Annotated in this window: 19 protein-coding genes; 6 read left to right on the top strand and 13 right to left on the bottom strand. The window is 68.0% G+C overall.

Features of this window, described 5'->3' with window-relative positions; translation table 11 throughout:
- Positions 1-49: 49 nt before the first annotated feature.
- The 4 genes from DIE04_RS20600 to DIE04_RS20585 form a co-directional block, all read right to left on the bottom strand.
- Positions 50-1,048, bottom strand: coding sequence for an NAD(P)H-dependent glycerol-3-phosphate dehydrogenase (locus tag DIE04_RS20600; protein ID WP_044848223.1), 999 nt, complete (start codon positions 1,046-1,048; stop codon positions 50-52).
- Between the two features lie 26 nt (positions 1,049-1,074).
- On the bottom strand, positions 1,075-1,557 hold the full coding sequence (gene secB, locus DIE04_RS20595; RefSeq protein WP_014895954.1) for a protein-export chaperone SecB: 483 nt from the start codon (positions 1,555-1,557) through the stop codon (positions 1,075-1,077).
- 107 nt (positions 1,558-1,664) lie between these two features.
- Positions 1,665-1,925, bottom strand: coding sequence for a glutaredoxin 3 (gene grxC, locus DIE04_RS20590; RefSeq protein ID WP_044848224.1), 261 nt, complete (start codon positions 1,923-1,925; stop codon positions 1,665-1,667).
- Entirely contained in the window at positions 1,922-2,344 is a 423-nt protein-coding gene (locus DIE04_RS20585) for a rhodanese-like domain-containing protein (protein WP_050014781.1), read from the bottom strand. Before DIE04_RS20585 ends, grxC begins: the two co-directional genes overlap by 4 nt.
- A 136-nt stretch (positions 2,345-2,480) precedes the next feature.
- Between DIE04_RS20585 and gpmA the strand changes: the two genes are divergently transcribed.
- The 3 genes from gpmA to DIE04_RS20570 all read left to right on the top strand — a co-directional run bounded on the left by gpmA (position 2,481) and on the right by DIE04_RS20570 (position 5,900).
- Positions 2,481-3,227 carry a 2,3-diphosphoglycerate-dependent phosphoglycerate mutase gene (gene gpmA, locus DIE04_RS20580; RefSeq protein ID WP_044848226.1) on the top strand — a complete coding sequence of 249 codons (747 nt, stop codon included), beginning with the start codon at positions 2,481-2,483 and terminating at the stop codon, positions 3,225-3,227.
- 246 nt (positions 3,228-3,473) lie between these two features.
- Positions 3,474-5,015, top strand: coding sequence for a S41 family peptidase (locus DIE04_RS20575; RefSeq protein WP_124486538.1), 1,542 nt, complete (start codon positions 3,474-3,476; stop codon positions 5,013-5,015).
- A 132-nt stretch (positions 5,016-5,147) separates the two neighbouring features.
- Positions 5,148-5,900, top strand: a complete 753-nt coding sequence (locus DIE04_RS20570) for a HesA/MoeB/ThiF family protein (RefSeq protein ID WP_124520706.1) — start codon at positions 5,148-5,150, stop codon at positions 5,898-5,900.
- 100 nt (positions 5,901-6,000) lie between these two features.
- Here DIE04_RS20570 and ptsP read toward each other — a convergent pair whose 3' ends face one another.
- From ptsP to DIE04_RS20535, 7 genes are all read right to left on the bottom strand, one after another.
- Positions 6,001-7,773, bottom strand: a complete 1,773-nt coding sequence (gene ptsP / locus DIE04_RS20565) for a phosphoenolpyruvate--protein phosphotransferase (protein WP_044848237.1) — start codon at positions 7,771-7,773, stop codon at positions 6,001-6,003.
- A gap of 207 nt (positions 7,774-7,980) precedes the next feature.
- Positions 7,981-8,250 (bottom strand): HPr family phosphocarrier protein, encoded by a 270-nt coding sequence (locus tag DIE04_RS20560; protein WP_006752075.1) that lies wholly within the window; start codon positions 8,248-8,250, stop codon positions 7,981-7,983.
- A 74-nt stretch (positions 8,251-8,324) separates the two neighbouring features.
- Positions 8,325-8,795, bottom strand: a complete 471-nt coding sequence (locus tag DIE04_RS20555; RefSeq protein WP_044848229.1) for a PTS sugar transporter subunit IIA — start codon at positions 8,793-8,795, stop codon at positions 8,325-8,327.
- A gap of 231 nt (positions 8,796-9,026) precedes the next feature.
- Complete coding sequence (gene gshB / locus DIE04_RS20550) at positions 9,027-9,983, bottom strand: glutathione synthase (RefSeq protein WP_124520704.1); 957 nt, start codon at positions 9,981-9,983, stop codon at positions 9,027-9,029.
- 25 nt (positions 9,984-10,008) lie between these two features.
- Entirely contained in the window at positions 10,009-11,298 is a 1,290-nt protein-coding gene (gene gshA / locus DIE04_RS20545) for a glutamate--cysteine ligase (RefSeq protein ID WP_044848231.1), read from the bottom strand.
- A gap of 241 nt (positions 11,299-11,539) precedes the next feature.
- Entirely contained in the window at positions 11,540-13,057 is a 1,518-nt protein-coding gene (locus tag DIE04_RS20540; protein ID WP_124486541.1) for an ammonium transporter, read from the bottom strand.
- Positions 13,058-13,090: 33 nt separating this feature from the next.
- Positions 13,091-13,429, bottom strand: a complete 339-nt coding sequence (locus tag DIE04_RS20535; protein ID WP_006398175.1) for a P-II family nitrogen regulator — start codon at positions 13,427-13,429, stop codon at positions 13,091-13,093.
- Positions 13,430-13,794: 365 nt separating this feature from the next.
- On the opposite strand from DIE04_RS20535, the gene DIE04_RS20530 reads away from it, so the two are divergent.
- Together DIE04_RS20530 and DIE04_RS20525 are read left to right on the top strand one after the other, a co-directional pair.
- Entirely contained in the window at positions 13,795-14,046 is a 252-nt protein-coding gene (locus tag DIE04_RS20530) for an accessory factor UbiK family protein (protein WP_006398174.1), read from the top strand.
- Between the two features lie 309 nt (positions 14,047-14,355).
- The gene (locus tag DIE04_RS20525) at positions 14,356-16,020 is read left to right on the top strand and encodes a YifB family Mg chelatase-like AAA ATPase (protein ID WP_124520702.1); all 1,665 of its coding nucleotides are present in this window, start codon (positions 14,356-14,358) and stop codon (positions 16,018-16,020) included.
- A gap of 334 nt (positions 16,021-16,354) precedes the next feature.
- Here DIE04_RS20525 and DIE04_RS20520 read toward each other — a convergent pair whose 3' ends face one another.
- Positions 16,355-16,927 (bottom strand): hypothetical protein, encoded by a 573-nt coding sequence (locus DIE04_RS20520; protein WP_124520699.1) that lies wholly within the window; start codon positions 16,925-16,927, stop codon positions 16,355-16,357.
- 163 nt (positions 16,928-17,090) lie between these two features.
- Between DIE04_RS20520 and DIE04_RS20515 the strand changes: the two genes are divergently transcribed.
- Positions 17,091-17,627, top strand: a complete 537-nt coding sequence (locus tag DIE04_RS20515) for a peroxiredoxin (protein WP_044846739.1) — start codon at positions 17,091-17,093, stop codon at positions 17,625-17,627.
- A gap of 103 nt (positions 17,628-17,730) precedes the next feature.
- On the opposite strand, the gene DIE04_RS20510 is transcribed toward DIE04_RS20515, so the two are convergent.
- Positions 17,731-19,086 (bottom strand): sigma-54 dependent transcriptional regulator, encoded by a 1,356-nt coding sequence (locus DIE04_RS20510; RefSeq protein ID WP_044846740.1) that lies wholly within the window; start codon positions 19,084-19,086, stop codon positions 17,731-17,733.
- Between the last annotated feature and the right edge of the window lie 71 nt (positions 19,087-19,157).

The raw sequence follows: 19,157 nt of genomic DNA, 5'->3' as shown, positions 1-19,157 counted from the left end.
CTTTGCGCGAGCGGGCCCGGCCGCAAAAAATCGGTGTGATTCGTCGGCGTTATTCGGCGCGCGCGTCGCGCCGCAGCAGGCCGCTGACCGCATCGCGCGGTGCGACGCCGTCGAACAGCACACCGCACACGGCTTCGGTGATCGGCATTTCGATCGCCTGCGCGCGCGCGAGCGCGAGCACGGCCTGTGCGCAGCGCACGCCTTCGGCCACATGGCCGAGCGCGCCGAGGATGTCGTTCAGCGAGCGGCCGGCCGCCAGCTGCAGGCCGACCGTGCGATTGCGCGACAGGTCGCCCGTCGCGGTGAGGATCAGGTCGCCGAGGCCCGTGAGGCCCGTGAAGGTCTCCGCGCGGCCGCCGAGCGCGACGCCGAGCCGCGACATTTCGGCGAGACCGCGCGTGACCAGCGCGGCGCGCGCGTTCAGCCCGAGGCCGAGGCCGTCGGCGATGCCGGTCGCGATCGCCAGCACGTTCTTCACCGCGCCGCCGACCTCGACGCCGACCACGTCGTCACCCGTATAGATCCGCATCGCGCCGTGATGGAACGCGGCCAGCGTGCGCTCGCGGCATTCGGCGGACGTGCTCGCGACCGTCAGCGCGACGGGCAGCGCGAGCCCGACCTCGCGGGCGAAGCTCGGCCCCGACAGCACGCCGTTGCTGTGCTGCCCCGGCAGCTCGGCCGCGATCACCTGGTGCGGCAGCAGATGCGTGTCGGCCTCGAAGCCCTTGCAGACCCACACGACATGCGCGGGCACGCAGCCCGCGTCGCGCATCGCGCCGAACAGCGTGCGCAGCCCGGCCACGGGTGCTGCGATCACGCACAGTGCGTCGTCCGCGGCGCCGTGCGCGAGCGCCGCGCCGAGATCGGCGTCGTAGCGCAGCGCATCGGGCAGCGCGATGCCGTCCAGATAGCGGGAATTTTCGTGCCGGGCCTGCAGCCCGGCGATCAGCGCGGCGTCGCGCGCCCAGAGAAGCGTATCGTGCCGCGCGGCCAGATGGCCCGCGAGCGCGGTGCCCCAGGCACCGGCGCCGAGAACGGCTACTTTCATACCCAGCACCGGTCCGGAGTGAAACGTCAGTTCAGCGTCGTGCCGTTCGGCGCGCCTGCCGCACCGGCCTGCTGCTGCTGAAGCTGAGCGAGACGCTGCTCGTACAGCGCCTGGAAGTTGATTTCCGCCAGGTGGATCGGCGGGAAGCCCGCACGCGTGATCGCGTCGGCGATGTTCGAGCGCAGGTACGGGAACAGGATCGTCGGGCAGGCGATGCCGACGAGCGGGTCGAGCTGTTCGTCGGGAATGTTGCGAATGTCGAAAATGCCGGCCTGCTTCGCTTCGATCAGGAACGCGACCTTGTCCTTCACCTTCGCGGTGACGGTGCCCGACACGACGACTTCGAAGACGCTTTCCGCGAGACGTTCGGCCTTGACGTCGACTTCGACTTCAACCGACGGCATGTCCTGCTCGAGGAAGATCGCCGGCGAATTCGGCTGCTCGAGCGACATATCCTTCAGGTAGACGCGCTGGATGTTGAAGAACGGTTGGTTTTCGACGTCGGACATGGTGTTTCCCTAAAAGTGGTGACGCGGCGGCCCGGCTTCACGCCGGCCGCCTCGGTTGAATCCTGCGCGCTCATGCCGCGGCGCGGCCGGCGGCCATTCTGCCCTAATCAGGCCGCTTGCAGAAGCGGCACGAGCCCGCCTTCGCGGTCGAGCTTCGACAGATCGTCGTAGCCGCCGACGTGCGTGTCGCCTATGTAGATTTGCGGGACCGTGCGACGGCCGGTGCGCGTCATCATTTCCTCACGGCGGGCCGGATCGCGGTCGATCAGCACCTTTTCGATCTGCTCCACGCCGCGCAGCTTCAGCAGGCGCTCGGCCTGAATGCAATACGGACACACCTGCGTGCTGTACATCAAAACCTTGCTCACTTCGCCACTCCTTGTTTGACGACCGGCATCCCGGCCTGCTGCCAGGCGGCGACGCCGCCCTCGAGCACGTGTACCTCGGCATAGCCTGCCGCCTCGACCTCGCGCGCCGCCTTCTGCGACTGCTGGCCGTTCTGGCAGACGAGCAGCACGGGGGTGCTCTTGTTTTTCGCGACCTGCGCAATTTTCGCGCCGATCTCGCCGGCGGCGACCTGGCGCGCCGACGGCAGGTGGCCGGCGGCGAAGTCGGACGCGGTACGCAGGTCGATCACGACCGCGTTGCGGCGATTGATGAGCTGCGTCGCCTCCGCGGCCGACAGGCCGCCGCGGCCGCGGCGCAGGGCCGGCCATGCGAGCAGGCCGCCGGAAACCAGAAGGATCGCGATAAGGGCCAGGTTCGTGTAATTGGTAAAGAACGTCACGGAATGCCGCCGGAAAAAGAGAAATCGGATGAGGACAATCGCGCCATTATAAAATAACCGCCTTGCGCGATGGCGGACCCGGGCCGGGTACCGCGCGACGCGCCCCGCTTCCCTATCACTACCGACCGCAAGATCCATGTACAAACTCGTTCTCATCCGCCACGGCGAATCGACGTGGAACAAGGAAAACCGCTTCACCGGCTGGGTCGACGTCGACCTGACCGAACAGGGTCGCAACGAGGCCTACCAGGCCGGCGAATTGCTCAAGGAGGCCGGCTACACGTTCGACATCGCCTACACGTCGGTGCTCAAGCGCGCGATCCGCACGCTGTGGCACGTGCAGGACAAGATGGACCTGATGTACCTGCCGGTCGTCCACTCGTGGCGCCTGAACGAGCGCCACTACGGCGCGCTGTCGGGCCTGAACAAGGCGGAAACGGCCGCCAAGTTCGGCGACGAGCAGGTGCTCGTGTGGCGCCGCAGCTACGACACGCCGCCGCCGGCGCTCGAGCCGACCGACGAGCGCGCGCCGTTCGACGACCCGCGCTACGCGAAGGTGCCGCGCGAGCAGCTGCCGCTCACCGAATGCCTGAAGGACACGGTCGCGCGCGTGCTGCCGCTGTGGAACGAGTCGATCGCGCCGGCCGTCCGTGCGGGCAAGCAGGTGCTGATCGCCGCGCACGGCAACTCGCTGCGCGCGCTGATCAAGTACCTCGACGGCATCTCGGACAGCGACATCGTCGGCCTGAACATCCCGAACGGCGTGCCGCTCGTGTATGAGCTCGACGAGAACCTGAAGCCGATCACGCACTACTACCTGGGCGACCAGGACGCGATCGCGAAGGCGCAGGCCGCCGTCGCGAAGCAGGGCAAGGCGGGCTGATACCCGTCGTGCCGGGCGGGCCGCCTCGCGCGCGGCCTGCCCGGCCGCTCCGGCGCGCGGGCGCGAACCTTCGCGGCCCCGGTGCTGTCGAACCCGCTTTCGAATCCGCTGCGCATCCGGCGCCCCCGCCGGGACCGGGCTCCCGGACCATTTCGCACCGGTCCACTGAGCAATCGGGCGAACAGTTATACTTGTCCGCTACATCCCCGCTACCGCCACGCGCTTCCCGACCGCACCAGACTCTCTATGCGAATGAAATTGAAGAACATCGGCCTGATTGCCGCGGGCCTCGCCACGGGCGTATTCGCCACGCTGCAGGTTTCGGCATCGGCCGAGCAGACCGCCACGGCACCGCTTCCCCTCGACCAGCTCCGCCTGTTCGCGGAAGTGTTCGGCCAGATCAAGCGCGAGTACGTCGAGCCGGTCGACGACAAGAAGCTGCTGACGGCGGCGATCAAGGGCATGGTGTCGAGCCTCGACCCGCACTCGTCGTTCCTCGACAAGACCGACTACGACGAGCTGCAGGAGCAGACCAAGGGCCGCTTCGCGGGCCTCGGCATCGAGATCTCGCAGGAAGACGGCCTCGTCAAGGTGATCTCGCCGATCGAAGATACGCCCGCGTTCCGCGCCGGCATCCGTCCGGGCGACCTGATCACGCGCATCAACGACAAGCCGGTGCGCGGCATGACGCTCGACAAGGCCGTCAAGCAGATGCGCGGCGAGCCGGGCACCAAGGTCACGCTGACGATCTTCCGCAAGAGCGACGACCGCACGTTCCCGATCACGGTCACGCGCGCGATCATCAGGGTCCAGAGCGTGAAGATGAAGCTGCTCGACCCGGGCTACGCATATATCCGGATCACGAGCTTCCAGGAGCGCACGACGCCCGATCTCGCCGCGAAGCTGCAGGACATCGCGCGCCAGCAGCCGAACCTGAAGGGCCTGATCGTCGACCTGCGCAACAACGGCGGCGGCCTGCTGCAGAGCGCGGTCGGCGTCGCCGGCGCGTTCCTGCCGCCCGACTCCGTCGTCGTGTCGACCAACGGCCAGATCCCGGATTCGAAGCAGGTCTACCGCGACACCTACGACAACTACCGCCTGCCGTCCTTCGACGGCGATCCGCTGAAGAGCCTGCCGCCGATCTTCAAGACCGTGCCGATGGTCGTGCTGACGAACGCTTACTCGGCGTCCGCGTCGGAGATCGTCGCCGGCGCGCTGCAGGATTCGAAGCGCGCGCAGATCATGGGCAAGACGACGTTCGGCAAGGGCTCGGTGCAGACGGTCCGTCCGATGACGGCCGACACCGCGCTGCGCCTGACGACCGCCTACTACTACACGCCGAGCGGCCGTTCGATCCAGAACAAGGGCATCACGCCCGACGTGCCGGTCGATCAGTATGCGGACGGCGATCCGGACGACGTGCTCGTGACGCGCGAGGTCGACTACACGAACCACCTCGCGAACACGCAGGATCCGAATGAGAAGAAGGAACAGGAAGAGCGCGAGCAGCGCCGGATGGATCAGCTGCGCGTCCTCGAGGAGCAGAACGACAAGAAGACGCCGGAGCAACGCCAGAAGGACCGCGATCGCAAGCCGATCGAGTTCGGCAGCGCCGACGACTTCATGATGCAGCAGGCGCTCAACAAGCTCGAGGGCAAGGCGGTGCAGGAATCGAAGTCGCTGCTCGCCGAGAGCACGACGAAGAGCCCTGCGACCAAGGCCGCGTCCCCCGCGAAGGCGTCGGGCACGAAGGCCGCCGCACCGAAGCCCGCGTCGGCGCCGCAGTAAGCGCCGGCCGGCATCCGACGGGCCATCGCGGGAAGACCGCGATGGCCCGTTTTTCATGTGCGCCTAGAATACGCAGATGGACGCAGAGGCGTCCGCGCCGCCGCCGGCGGCATGCCTCACCCGACCTCTCCCATGAACGACGATCAACTCCTCCGCTACTCCCGCCACATCCTCGTCGACGAAATCGGCATCGAGGCGCAGCAGCGCTTCCTCGACGCGCATGCGATCGTCGTCGGTGCCGGCGGTCTCGGCTCGCCGGCCGCGATGTATCTCGCGGCGTCCGGGGTCGGCACGATCACGCTCGTCGACGCCGACACGGTCGACCTCACGAACCTGCAGCGACAGATCCTGCACGTGACGGCCTCGGTCGGCCGCAGCAAGGTCGAATCGGGGCGCGACACGCTCGGGCAGCTGAACCCGGAAGTGACCGTGCATGCGGTCGCGGCGCGCGTCGACGATGCATGGCTCGACGCGCACGTGCCGCAGGCGACCGTCGTGCTCGACTGCACCGACAACTTCGCGACGCGGCATGCGATCAACCGCGCGTGCGTCGCGCACGGCGTGCCGCTCGTGTCGGGCGCCGCGCTGCGCTTCGACGGCCAGATCAGCACCTTCGACTTCCGCGACCCGGCCGCGCCCTGTTACGCGTGCGTGTTTCCGGAGGACCAGCCGTTCGAGGAAGTCGCGTGCGCGACGATGGGCGTGTTCGCGCCGACGGTCGGGATCATCGGCGCGATGCAGGCCGCCGAAGCGCTGCGCGTGATCGGCGCGATCGGCACGACGCTCAACGGGCGGCTGATGATGCTCGATTCGCTGCGGATGGAATGGGCGACGATGAAGATCGCGCGCCAGGCCGACTGCCCCGTGTGCCAGGGCCGGCACTGACGCGCGCGGGATGCATAAACGCATGCGCCGGGCGGCGCATGCGCGACGTTTCGCTACCTTCGCGACGCGCGCGACGGTTTCGCCGCGCAGTCCGCGCCGCCTAGGCGGCCGCGTCCGCGCGCGGTTCCGCGACCGACAGGCGCTTGAGCGCCGCCTGCACTTCCTCCGGCTCGAACGCGGCCAGCACGTCGGCCGTCGGCTTCTCGAGCGCCTTCAGGTGCGCGCGCAGGATCTCCTGCTTCACGACCAGCAACTGGCTCGGGTGCATCGAGAACTCGGTGAGCCCCATCCCGAGCAGCAGGCGCGTGAGCGCCGGATCGCCCGCCATCTCCCCGCACACCGACACCGACACGCCTGCACGCTTCGCTTCGCGCAGCGTATAGGCGATCAGGTGCAGCACCGCCGGATGCAGCGGGTCGTACAGGTGGGCGACCGCGTTGTCCGCGCGGTCGATCGCGAGCGTGTACTGGATCAGGTCGTTCGTGCCGATCGACAGGAAATCGAAGCGCTTCAGGAACAGCGGCAGCGCGATCGCCGCGGCCGGGATCTCGATCATCGCGCCGACGCGCACGTTCGGATCGTATGCGAGCCCCGCGTCGTCGAGCTGGCGCTTCGCCTCGCGGATCAGGTCGAGCGTCTGGTCGATCTCCTGCGCGTGCGCGAGCATCGGGATCAGTATCTTCACCTGCCCGAACGCGGACGCGCGCAGGATCGCGCGCAGCTGCGTGAGGAACATCTGCGGCTCGGACAGGCTCCAGCGGATCGCACGCAGGCCGAGCGCCGGGTTCGGCGCCGTCTCGTAGCCTTCGTCGAGCGCCTCGAGCGGCTTGTCCGCGCCGACGTCGATCGTGCGGATCGTCACCGGCATGCCCTTCATCCACTCGACCGCGCGCTTGTACGCGGCGAACTGCTCCTCCTCCTCGGGCATCTCCTTCTGATGCATGAACAGGAACTCGGAGCGGAACAGCCCGACGCCGACCGCGCCGGCCTCGACCGCCGCCTTCGCGTCGTCGGGCAGCTCGATGTTCGCGTAGAGGTCGATCTTCGTGCCGCACAGGGTTTGCGTCGGCGAGAACTTCAGGCGCTGCAGCTTGCGCTGTTCGAGCAGCTTCTCGGACTGGCGGTACGAATATTCCTCGAGGACGATCGGCGCGGGATCGACGATCACGATCCCCTGGTCGCCGTCGACGATGATCAGGTCGTCCTGGCGGATCAGCGAACTCGCATGCTGGACGCCGACCGCGGCCGGAATGCCGAGGCTGCGCGCGACGATCGCCGTGTGCGACGTGCGGCCGCCGAGGTCGGTGACGAACGCCTGGAACGACTGCGTCTTGAACTGCATCATGTCGGCCGGCGCGATGTCGTGCGCGACGACGATCATCTCGTTCGTACCGTTCTTGGCCGCGCGATCGAGCGCCTGCGACGCCGACGGCGCACCGGCGAGCGCCTTCAGCACGCGCTCGACCACCTGCTCGATGTCGGCCTTGCGCTCGCGCAGGTATTCATCCTCGATATCGTCGAAGTGGCGCGTGAGCAGCTCGAGCTGCTCGGTCAGCGCCCATTCGACGTTGTAGCGTCGCGTGCGGACCAGGTCGATGGTTTCCTGCACGAGCATCGCGTCGCTCAGGATCATCGCGTGGACGTCGATGAACGCGCCCACTTCGGTCGGGGTGTCGTCGGTCAGGTCGGCGCGCAGCGCCTCGAGTTCGCGATGCACGACCTCGCGCGCCGTGCTGAAACGCTCGACCTCGGCGTCGATCTGGTTCGCCTCGACCAGGTAATGGGCGACGTCGAGCGCCGCCGGCGCGATCAGATACGCTCGCCCGATCGCGATACCACGTGAGACGGGAATGCCATGCAGCGTGAAGGACACGCGCACCTCCTCTGTACATGTAAAGCCGCGGCACACTGCTGCGATGCGCTTATGACCCCGGTTAGCGATTATAAATTCCGCACCTCCGTGCTGGCTGCATGCAGCGCAGCATTGCGATTTCCGCATCAATGCTACGGACGAAAAAAATGCCGCGACATACGCGGCATTCTGCTTCGAAACGGCAACGATCGCGGGGCAGGCCCCGGATCACTGACCTTCGCCGAACTTGTCCGCGATCAGCTTGAGCAACGCGTCCATCGCCTCGCGCTCGTCCGGACCTTCGGTCTCGATCGTCACGCTGCTGCCGATGCCCGCCGCGAGCATCATCACGCCCATGATGCTTTTCGCGTTGATCTTGCGTCCGTTGCGCGTCATCCAGACTTCCGACTGGAAGTTGCCGGCCAGTTGCGTAAGCTTGGCCGATGCGCGCGCATGGAGCCCCAATTTGTTGACGATGGTGGTTTCTTGTTGAAGCATGGTTCTCGGTCGGGTCGGTCGAGGCCGCCGGCGACGTGCGTCGGCGGGTCGGTCTAAAACGGAAAACGGGACGGTCAGTGCGATTCGGTGCGCGGTTGCGGCTCGGGCGGAATCGGCGCGCACTGGCCGCAGCCGGTTTCCGAAGGCGGCGGCGGCGTGCCGGCAGACACCTCGTGGACGCCCTTCGCGCCGCCGGACAGCGCCTTGTCGACGAGCTTGTCGAGCGGCACGGTACGGTAGCAGACGGCGCGCACCAGCATCGGCAGGTTCACGCCCGCCAGCACGCGCACGTTGTCGAGCTTCGCGAGCTGGCCCGCGATGTTCGCGGGCGTCGCGCCGTACATGTCGGTCAGCACGACGACGCCGTTCTCTTCCCTGAGCCGCGCGAGCTCCGCGTGCGCGAACGCCATCACCTGGGTCGGGTCGCTGTCCGCCAGCACGTCGATGCAGCCGATGCGCGCGGGCACGCCGCCGTAGATGTGCGCGATGCAGTCCCGCAGCGCGGTGGCGAGCGGCGCGTGCGCGATGATCAGAATCCCGGCCATGTCAGACTGCCCCCGGCCGCCCTTGGCGGGCCGACGCCCCGCAGCGGGGCAACGAGCATAGCGAGTATGGGAAACGTTTCATGTTCAGCCTTGCAACGGTTTCGGCCCGACCGCCGGGCCTTCGGCGCGCTGGTCGCGGCACCGGGCAAGCGGGCATTGTAGCAGGCCGGTCGAACCGCTCCGGCGACGGGGGGCCTGCGCGGCCGCCGCCGGGCTTGCGCGGAAAGCGGGCTACGCGGCCGCCCGCTCCAGCGCGTCGATGAACATCGCGGCGACGTCGAAACCCGTCTGCTCCATGATTTCGCGGAAGCACGTCGGGCTCGTCACGTTCACCTCGGTCAGCCAGTCGCCGATCGCGTCGAGCCCGACCAGCAGCAGCCCGCGCGCGGCGAGCACCGGCCCGAGCGTCGCGGCGATCTCGCGGTCGCGCGGCGTCAGCGGCTGCGCGACGCCGAGCCCGCCCGCGGCGAGATTGCCGCGCACCTCGCTGCCCTGCGGAATCCGCGCGAGCGAATACGGCACCGGCTCGCCGGCGATCAGCAGAATGCGCTTGTCGCCCGCCGTGATCTCGGGAATGAACTTCTGGATCATCAGCGAGCGCGTGCCGTCGTGGCCGAGCATCTCGATGATCGCGCCGAGATTCATCCCGTCGGCCTTCACGCGGAATACGCCCATCCCGCCCATGCCGTCGAGCGGCTTCACGATCACGTCGCCATGCTCGGCATGGAACGCTCGCAGGCGCGCGGCGTCGCGCGTGACGAGCGTCGGCGCGACGAACTGCGGAAACTCGCCGATCGCGAGCTTCTCCGAGTGATCGCGGATCGACTGGGGCTTGTTGAACACGCGCGCGCCCGCCCGTTCGGCAAGCTCGAGCATCCAGGTGGCCGTCACGTATTCCATGTCGAACGGCGGATCCTTGCGCATCAGCACCGCGCCGAACGACGTCAGCTGACGCGATTCGTGCGCGGCCGCCTCGAACCACGGATGGCGATGCAGGTCGGCCGTGTCGCCGACGATCGTCACGCGCTGCACGTCAGCCTCGACGCCCGAGCCCGTCCATGCGAGCTGGTGCGGCTGGCACGCGTACACCGCATGCCCGCGCCGCGCGGCCTCCGCCATCATCGCGTAGGTCGAATCCTTGTAGATCTTGAAGCGCTCGAGCGGGTCGGCGATAAAGAGAATGTCCATGCGGGTCCTGTACGTAGCGAAGCCGTTACACCTGGATGGCTTCGGGATCGGTCTTTTCCAGTTCGATCGACGACGCGATCAGCGACAGGCGCGCGACGACGCCGTACATGTAGAAACGGTTCGGCGGCGCGGCGCCCGGCTTCGCGCCGGCATCCGGCAGCGCGGTGTGCTCGAAGCCGAGCGGCACGTAGTGCATGCCGGGCGCGTTCAGGTTCTGGTCGCGCTCGCGGCCGCCGTGCGTGCGGTAGAAACCGCCGACCACGTAGCGGTCGATCATGTACACGACCGGCTCGGCCACTTCGTCGCCGACGCGCTCGAACGTGTACACGCCTTCCTGGACGATCACGTCGCGCACCGCGAGGCCGGCCTTCGACTCGGCCATCTGCGCGCGCTCGGCCTTCGACATGCGGCCGATCTCGGCCGCGTCGTGCACGGTCATCACGCCGCGCCCGGCGGTGCCCGCGTCGGCCTTCACGACGACGTACGGCTTTTCGCTGATGCCGTATTCGCGATACTTGCGCGCGATCTTCTTCAGCACGCCGTCGATCGCGTCGGCGAGCGCCTGCTCGCCTTCATGCGCCTGCCAGTCGACGCCTTCGACGTGCGCGAAATACGGATTCACCATCCACGGATCGACGCCGACCATCTTCGCGAACTTCTTCGCGACGTCGTCGTAGCACGAGAAGTGCGTCGACTTGCGGCGCACGGCCCAGCCCGCGTGCAGCGGCGGCAGCAGGTACTGCTCGTGCAGGTTCTCCAGCACGGCGGGAATCCCGGCCGACAGGTCGTTGTTCAGCAGGATCGAGCACGGATCGAAATTCTTCAGGCCGAGGCGGCGCTGCGAACGCTCGAGCGGTTCGAGCACGATCTTCTGGCCGTCGGCCAGCGTGATCGGCGTCATGTCGGTGATGCTCGGGTCGAGCGAGCCGAAGCGCACGTTCAGGCCGGCCTGGCGCATGATCGTCGCGAGCCGCGCGACGTTTTCCAGGTAGAACGCGTTGCGGGTCGGCAGCTCGGGAATCACGAGCAGGTTCTTCGCGTCCGGGCAGATCTTCTCGATCGCCGCCATCGCGGCCTGGACGGCGAGCGGCAGCACTTCGGACGGCAGATTATTGAACGCGCCGGGGAACAGGTTCGCGTCGACGGGCGCCAGCTTGAAACCGGCGTTGCGCAGGTCCACCGAACAATAGAACGGCGGGGTGTGTTCCTGCCATTCGAGCCTGAACCAGCGTTCGATCGCAGGCGTCGCGTCGAGGATCTTCTGCTCGAGCTCGAGCAGCGGACCGTTCAACGCGGTAACGAGGTGGGGAACCATGAATCACTCGCGAGCGGGAGAATGAAGATTGTAGAGCAATTGCCTTGCCCATTTGGGGATTGTTCCCGGCTTCACAAGGATATGGAGGAAGTTTTCGGCTATTGACCCGATAGCCTGAAGGGTTATGCGCTACGGCAGCACGCGGCAGGAGAAAAAAAGCCCGCCGGGTGGCGGGCCGAAGTCGCTGCGCTCATTCGTGGCGGGCGCCGTCTGCGCGGCGGCCCGCCGTCATCCTTGTGACTTATTCGACATGTTCGCCGTGCAGGATCACGTCGAGGCCCTCGCGCTCTTCCTCTTCGGACACGCGCAGGCCAATCGTCAGGTCGATCAGCTTCAGCAGCACGAAGCTCAGCACGCCGCTGTAGACCAGCGTGATCAGCACGCCCTTCGCCTGCAGCAGCAGGCTGCCGTCGGCGCCGCCGATGTCCTTGACCGCGAACACGCCCGTCAGCAGCGCGCCGAGAATCCCGCCAATGCCGTGCACGCCGAACGCGTCGAGCGAATCGTCGTAGCCGAGCTTCGACTTGAGCCACGTGGCCGACCAGAAGCAGATCACGCCCGCCGCGATGCCGATCACGAGCGCACCGGCGACGCCGACGAAGCCGGCAGCCGGCGTGATCGCCACGAGACCCGCGACCGCGCCCGACACGATGCCGAGCACCGACGGCTTGCCCTTCGCGACCCATTCCGCAAACATCCAGCCGAGCGCCGCGCAGGCGGTCGCCACTTGCGTGGTCAGCATCGCGAAGCCGGCACGGCCGTCGGCCGCGACCGCGGAGCCCGCGTTGAAGCCGAACCAGCCGACCCACAGCATCGAGCCGCCGATCATCGTCAGCACCAGGTTGTGCGGCGCCATCGATTCGCGGCCGTAGCCGACGCGCTTGCCGAGCACGAGGCACGACACGAGGCCCGCGATACCGGCGTTGATGTGCACCACCGTGCCGCCCGCGAAGTCGAGCACGCCGTCGGCCGACAGCCAGCCGGTCGGCTCCCACACCATGTGCGCGATCGGCACATAGACGATCAGCGACCAGAGCGTCATGAACACGAGCATCGCCGAGAACTTCATGCGATCGGCGAACGCGCCGCAGATCAGCGCCGGCGTGATGATCGCGAACGTCATCTGGTAGACGAAGTAGACCGATTCCGGAATCGTCGTCGCGAGATGGCTGACGGTCAGCGTGGTCGCCTTGTCGCCCTTGATGTAGTTCATGCCGTGCAGGAACACGCGCGACAGGCCGCCGATGAAGCCGTTGCCCGGCGTGAACGCGAGGCTGTAGCCCACCACCGTCCACAGCACCGTGATCGCGGCGGTGATCGCGAAGCTCTGCATCACGGTCGCGAGCACGTTCTTCTTGCGGACCATGCCCGCGTAGAACAGTGCGAGGCCGGGGATCGTCATGAACAGCACGAGCGCGGTGGACGTCAGCATCCACGCGGTGTCGCCGGCACTGATCTTCGACGAATCGACGGAGAACGGCTCGGTCGGCGCGGCGGGTGCGGCCGGCGCGGACGCGGCGGCGGCGGCCGATGCGTCGGAGGCGGCGCCCGAAGCGGGTGCGGCGGCAGCGGCAGGTGCCGATGCGTCGGTGGCGGCCGGCGCCGAAGCGGCGGGAGCCGCGGCTGCCGATGCATCGGACGCCGTGGCGGCGGGCGCGGACGCTGCCGCGGCGGAGGCCGCGTCGTCGGCGAGCGCGGGACCGACGCCAGCCGCGATCAGCGAGCCAGCCATCAGCAGGGACATCAGAAGTTTGCGCATCTCGGGTTTCCTCTTGTCGCTTGTCTTGGTCTGTTACAGCGCGTCTGCGCCGGTCTCCCCGGTCCGGATCCGGATCACTTGCTCGATCGGCGTGACGAAGATCTTTCCGTCGCCGATCTTGCCGGTGCGGGCTGCACGCTCGATCGCCTCGACCGCCTGGTCGACGAGATCGTCGGACACGGCCGCCTCGATCTTCATCTTCGGCAGGAAATCGACCACGTACTCGGCGCCCCGGTACAGCTCGGTGTGCCCCTTCTGGCGCCCGAACCCTTTCACCTCAGTGACCGTGATGCCCGAGACGCCGAGCGCGGAGAGCGCTTCGCGCGTCTCATCGAGCTTGAACGGCTTGATGATTGCGGTAATCAGTTTCATGGAGTCCTCTCGCAGGTTGATCCCGTCGAATTGGTTGGAATGGTGTGACCGTCTCTCCTCAGCAACTCGCATGCCATGTTCGCGCGAGCACCGCCTCGAATGGCTCCGAAACGGGGTTGCATCGGGTGCTGAAAGGTACGGAAAGATGCGGAAGCCCGGCCGAATGGCCAACGTGGCCCAGGTTTGCTGGCGCGCCGAAAGGATCATTGCTAGAGTGCACGCACGTCCCGGATCTCCGGGCCATTCACCCATGCGGGCGCCATGCCCGGAATTCGCGCCACGCGCGCACCATTTCCGGTCATGCGTGCATCATGGGCACGTGCGCAACTGAAGATGCACACTTTTTGTGCAAGGAAGGAAATCTCATGAAGCAACCCAGCGATGTTTTCAACGACCTGCAGTCGCGCGTCAGCGACCTGCTGAAAAACTCGCCGGCCAAGGATGTCGAGCGCAACGTGAAGGCCATGCTGTCGCAAGGCTTCTCGAAGCTCGATCTCGTCACGCGCGAGGAGTTCGACACGCAGGCACAGGTGCTCGCCCGCACCCGCGTGCGTCTCGAGGAACTCGAGAAGCGCGTCGCGGAACTCGAGCAGAAGCTCGCAGCGTCCCAGGCCTGACGCCCAACCCGACCGACAGGTCCGGGCGCGGGCCGCCTCGTGCGGCCCGCGCCTGACATCCGAAGTCGGCCGGTCAGTCGTTCCGTCGTTCCTCGCAATTCCCGCTCTTCGCTGTTCTTCGCTCTTCGCTCTTCGCTCTTCGCTCTTCGCTCTTCGCTCTTCGCTCTTCGCTGTTTGTAGCGCTTCGCTGTTCGTCGTTCCTCGTTCTTTTCCGCGCCACGCCGGCAAGCGCGCACCGATTCCTCCGATTCCCGAGGCATGCGGCCCGAATGGCCGCTGCCCGTCCGATTCATTTAAAGGAGCCTCGCCATGTCGCTCGCCGTGGTGCGCAGTCGCGCGCCGGCGGCCGGCCGCGCGCCGGACGTCACCGTCGAAGTCCATCTTGCCAACGGATTGCCGTCGTTCTCGATCGTCGGCCTGCCCGATCTCGAAGTCCGCGAAAGCCGCGAGCGCGTGCGCGCCGCGCTGCAGAACTGCGGATTCGACTTCCCCGTCAGGCGCATCACCGTCAATCTCGCGCCGGCCGACCTGCCGAAGGAGTCCGGCCGCTTCGACCTGCCGATCGCGCTCGGCATCCTCGCCGCGAACGGCCAGCTCCCGGCCGACGCGCTGGCCGGCCGCGAATTCGCGGGCGAACTGTCGCTGACCGGCGCGCTGCGGCCGATGCGGGGCGCGTTCGCGATGGCGTGCGGCGCGGCACGGGACTGGCGCGCCGCGGCGACTGGAGCGGGCTTCGAGTCCTGCGCCACGGAGACCGGATCCGGCTTCGGGCCCGCCGCCGCGGGGACCGGCGCGGGCTTCGGGTCTCGCGCCGCGGCCGTCGCGCCGTGCGGGCCGGCGGCCGCAGCCCGTCCGCCCGAGCTGTACCTGCCGCTCGACAGCGCGGCCGAGGCCGCGCTGGTGCCGGGTGTCACCGTGTTCGGCGCGCCCGACCTGCCCGCGCTGTGCGCGCACCTGGCCGGTGCGCCGGATGCCCGGCTCGCGCCGGTCGAGGCGCCCGGCCTCGACGGCGTGCCGGCGCCTGCCGCCCCCGATCTCGCGGACGTCGTCGGCCAGCGCGGCGCCCGGCGCGCGCTCGAAGTCGCCGCCGCGGGCGGGCACCACATGCTGATGATCGGGCCGCCCGGCGCCGGCAAGTCGATGCTCGCCGCGCGCCTGCCCGGCCTCCTGCCGCCGCTGACCGACGACGAGGCGCTGGCGTCGGCCGCGCTCCTTTCCGCGAGCCGCATCGGCTTCTCGCCCGCGCACTGGCGGCGGCGCCCGTTCCGCGCGCCGCACCACTCGTCGAGCGCCGCCGCGCTGGTTGGCGGCCGCAACCCGCCGCAGCCGGGCGAGATCACGCTCGCGCACCTCGGCGTACTGTTTCTCGACGAGTTGCCCGAATTCGACCGGCACGTGCTGGAGATGCTGCGCGAGCCGCTGGAAGTCGGCCGCATCACGATCTCGCGCGCGGCGCAGCAGGCCGACTTCCCCGCCGCGTGCCAGCTGATCGCCGCGATGAATCCGTGCCCGTGCGGCTGGCACGGCGATCCGTCCGGGCGCTGCCGCTGCACCCCGGAGCTCGCCACGCGCTATCTGCGCAAGCTGTCGGGGCCGTTGCTCGACCGCATCGACATCCAGATCGACCTGCCCGCGCTATCGCCGGCCGAACTCGCGTCGCGCGCGACGGCGCCCGGCGAGCCGAGCACCGCGGTCGCCGCGCGGGTCGCCCGGGCGCGTGCGCTGCAGCTCGACCGGCAGGGCAAGACCAATCACATGCTGAGCGGGCGCGAGACCGACGACCTGTCTCGGCCGACCGACGATGGTGAGCGGCTGCTGCGCGAGGCCGGCGAGCGCTTCGGCTGGTCGGCACGCGCGTATTTCCGCGTGTTGAAGGTCGCACGGACGATCGCCGACCTGGCCGGTGACCCATTGCCGACGGCCGCGCAGATCGCCGAGGCGATCCGCTACCGGCGTGCGCTCACGGCGCTGTGAATGCTCGCGGAGGACAAAATATGACTGTCAAGACTTGACTTATGCACAATTTCACGAATCCGGCCCCTGATCACCCGGCGCGGGCACCTCTTCGTCGCGAGATTCGTATCCCTTTGTTTTTATTGATTTTTCCGAAATGAATGGCCAACCGTCAAATGCGCCGGAAGGCCGTCCGGCGCGGCTTTGCGGGCGATTCGGTCAACTTTTCAACAAAGTTATCCACATGCGCTGTGGATAGCCGAAAAATCCCCGCAAAATCCGGCGATTAGCGTCGAAAGCTGCGAATGAACTTTCAATTGTCATGAAGTGTCTGAGCGCCCTCGCCGGCCGCTGTTCAGTCGAGCTTGAACGAGCCGAAAAACTGGTCCAGTTGCTCCTGCGCGAGCGGCCCGTCGGCGATCGCAACGGCCTGGTACGCGTGCCGGCCGCGCGCCACGAGCCGCGCGACGATCGTCTTGCGCGAGCGGTCGCCGCCGCTCGCCGCACCCGCGATGCGCAGCTCGAGCCCGTTCACCGCGCCGCCGGCCGCGAGCGGCACCGGCACCGAGGCCGTCTGCGGCACGCCTTCGAGATTGCGCGACAGCCCGGAACGCAGGAACTCGAGCGCCGCGCGGCGCGTGTCGTCGCGGTCGTCGGGCAGCGTCAGCGTGCCGACCGCGAACACCGCGCCGTCGACGTGCGCGGCCTGCATCCGCATCGGCATCGACGCGCCGCCGACCGCCACCGGCTGGTTCTCGACGGTCGGCTTCGCCGGCAGGTCGATCGTGTAGCCGGCGTCGTTGTGCAGCGTACGCCAGTCATATGACGGCGAGCACGCGGCCAGCGCCGCGCTCACGCACGCGAGCGCGGCGAAGTGTCGCAGCGGACGAAAAAGGGGGCACAACGAATCGATGACTTCCTTCGGCATGGCAGTGATGGGGACAGGCAAAAGGCCCATTATCCGACGAAGCCGACACCCGGGATGTGTGGCGGCCGCCGGTGCGTGCGCCGCATTCGCGCTAAAATAATCGCCGAATTTCGACGTCCTTTGCATCGATCCGCGTCATCGACCGACTCCGAGAGCACCGCAGATGAACACCACGCCTCCCGCCCAGCGCCGCACCGGCCCCGCCCGCTATATCGTCGCGGCCGTCGTCGTCGCGGCCATCGCCGTTGCCGGCTTCTTCGCGTTCAACGGCAAGTCCACCGTGCCGGACGCCACGTTCACGCTGCTGTCCGGTCAGAAGGTGTCGACGGCCGGCGACCTGAAGGGCAAGGTCTACCTCGTGAACTTCTGGGCGACGAGCTGCGCGACCTGCATGCAGGAAATGCCGCAGATGGTCGATACCTACAATCGCTTCAAGGGTCAGGGGCTGGAGTTCGTCGCGGTCGCGATGAACTACGATCCGCCGATGTACGTCGCGAACTATGCGCAGACGCGCCAGCTGCCGTTCAAGGTCGCACTCGACGACGGCAGCGTCGCGAAGCAGTTCGGCAACGTGCAGCTTACGCCGACAACCTTCGTCGTCGACAAGGACGGCAAGATCCTGAAGCGCTACGTCGGCGCCCCGCAATTCGCGGAACTCGACGCGCTGCTCAAGAAGGCGCTCGACGGCAACGCGGCCTGAGCGCCGCCTCCGCACGACACGACGCGCAGGGCCGCCCGCCGCGCCCTGCTCCACATGACGGATCGCACGACCGGCCAGCCCGGTTCCGCGGTCCGTCTCTTTTTCAGCGCTCGGTTTCGCCTTTCGCCGACAGCCCGTAGCGCTTCATCTTCTCGTACAGCGTCGCCTTGCCGACATGCAGCCGGTCGGCCGTCGCGGCGACCGCACCGCCCGTCTGGTTCAGCGCCTCGGCGATCACCGCGCGCTCGAACTGCTCGATGCGCTCCTTCAGCGTCTGGTCGCTCTCGGCATCGTCGCCGCTCGCACCGGCTTCCTGCGGCATGTCGGCGACGCCGAGCACGAAGCGGTCGGCCGCGTTGCGCAGCTCGCGCACGTTGCCGGGCCAGTCGCGCTGCATCAGGCTCGCGCGCTGCCGGTCGGTCAGCACGGGGGCCGGCCGCCCGTAGCGCACGGCCGCGTCGAGCATGAAGTGCTCGAACAGCGGCACGATGTCCTCGCGGCGCTCGGCGAGCGGCGGCAGCGCGATCGTCACGACGTTGAGCCGGTACAGCAGGTCGCGCCGGAACGTGCCGGCCGCGACGAGTTCGCTCATGTCGCCTTTCGCGGCCGCGACGACGCGGCAGTTCACGCGGATCGGCTGATTCGAGCCGAGCCGCTCGAGCACGCCGTCCTGCAGCACGCGCAGGAGCTTCACCTGCAGCGCGAGCGGCATGCTTTCGATTTCGTCGAGGAACAGCGTGCCGCCGGACGCATATTCGAGCTTGCCGACGCGGCGCTTCGCGGCGCCGGTGAACGCGCCGGGCTCGTAGCCGAACATCTCCGACTCGAACATCGGCTCGGGCAGCGCGCCGCAGTTCACCGCGATGAACGGCTTGTCGCGGCGCGGCGACAGCTCGTGCAGGCTGCGCGCGATCAGTTCCTTGCCGGCGCCCGTGTCGCCGTTGATCAGCACCGATGCGTCGGTGGGCGCGACATTCGCGATCAGCTTGCGCACCTGTTCGATCGCCGGACTGCGGCCGATGATGCGCGGCGCGACGATGTTCTGGCCGGCCAGCTCGCGCCGCAGCGCATGGTTCTCGAGCACGAGCTCGCGCCGCTCGAGCGCGCGGCGGACCGTCTCGATCAGCCGCTCGGCCGCGAACGGCTTTTCGATGAAGTCGTACGCGCCGTCGCGCATCGCCTGCACGGCCATCGAGATGTCGCCGTGGCCGGTGACGAGGATCACGGGCACGTCGGGTACGCGCTCGCGGCACTGCGCGAGCAGGTCGAGCCCGCTTGCGCCGGGCAGCCGGATGTCGCTGACGATCGCGCCCGCGGTTTCCGCGACGATCGCCTTGTCGGCCGCCTCGGCCGATTCGAACCCGACGACGTCGAACCCGGCGAGCTGGAGGCTCTGCACGCTCGCCCGGCGAACGAGCGCATCGTCTTCGATATAGATCACTTGCAGCCGGTTGGCCATCGTAGTCACTTGCTCCTGACAGACCGCGCGGCGGTGGTGCGCGCGGCTCTCGTTGATGCGGTCGTGCGGTG

It is taken from the genome of Burkholderia sp. Bp8994 (assembly GCF_003853805.1).
GTDB lineage: Bacteria > Pseudomonadota > Gammaproteobacteria > Burkholderiales > Burkholderiaceae > Burkholderia.
The sequence above is the reverse complement of the archived record's forward strand: the minus strand, read 5'-3'. Positions and strand labels throughout refer to the sequence as shown.

Bases quoted from the DNA above. Each gene is read 5' to 3' on its own strand.
- DIE04_RS20600 (WP_044848223.1), bottom strand. From the start codon at position 1,048: ATGAAAGTAGCCGTTCTCGGCGCCGGTGCCTGGGGCACCGCGCTCGCG.
- secB (WP_014895954.1), bottom strand. From the start codon at position 1,557: ATGTCCGACGTCGAAAACCAACCGTTCTTCAACATCCAGCGCGTCTAC.
- gpmA (WP_044848226.1), top strand. From the start codon at position 2,481: ATGTACAAACTCGTTCTCATCCGCCACGGCGAATCGACGTGGAACAAG.
- DIE04_RS20575 (WP_124486538.1), top strand. From the start codon at position 3,474: ATGCGAATGAAATTGAAGAACATCGGCCTGATTGCCGCGGGCCTCGCC.
- DIE04_RS20570 (WP_124520706.1), top strand. From the start codon at position 5,148: ATGAACGACGATCAACTCCTCCGCTACTCCCGCCACATCCTCGTCGAC.
- DIE04_RS20560 (WP_006752075.1), bottom strand. From the start codon at position 8,250: ATGCTTCAACAAGAAACCACCATCGTCAACAAATTGGGGCTCCATGCG.
- DIE04_RS20555 (WP_044848229.1), bottom strand. From the start codon at position 8,795: ATGGCCGGGATTCTGATCATCGCGCACGCGCCGCTCGCCACCGCGCTG.
- gshB (WP_124520704.1), bottom strand. From the start codon at position 9,983: ATGGACATTCTCTTTATCGCCGACCCGCTCGAGCGCTTCAAGATCTAC.
- gshA (WP_044848231.1), bottom strand. From the start codon at position 11,298: ATGGTTCCCCACCTCGTTACCGCGTTGAACGGTCCGCTGCTCGAGCTC.
- DIE04_RS20540 (WP_124486541.1), bottom strand. From the start codon at position 13,057: ATGCGCAAACTTCTGATGTCCCTGCTGATGGCTGGCTCGCTGATCGCG.
- DIE04_RS20535 (WP_006398175.1), bottom strand. From the start codon at position 13,429: ATGAAACTGATTACCGCAATCATCAAGCCGTTCAAGCTCGATGAGACG.
- DIE04_RS20530 (WP_006398174.1), top strand. From the start codon at position 13,795: ATGAAGCAACCCAGCGATGTTTTCAACGACCTGCAGTCGCGCGTCAGC.
- DIE04_RS20525 (WP_124520702.1), top strand. From the start codon at position 14,356: ATGTCGCTCGCCGTGGTGCGCAGTCGCGCGCCGGCGGCCGGCCGCGCG.
- DIE04_RS20520 (WP_124520699.1), bottom strand. From the start codon at position 16,927: ATGCCGAAGGAAGTCATCGATTCGTTGTGCCCCCTTTTTCGTCCGCTG.
- DIE04_RS20515 (WP_044846739.1), top strand. From the start codon at position 17,091: ATGAACACCACGCCTCCCGCCCAGCGCCGCACCGGCCCCGCCCGCTAT.
- DIE04_RS20510 (WP_044846740.1), bottom strand. From the start codon at position 19,086: ATGGCCAACCGGCTGCAAGTGATCTATATCGAAGACGATGCGCTCGTT.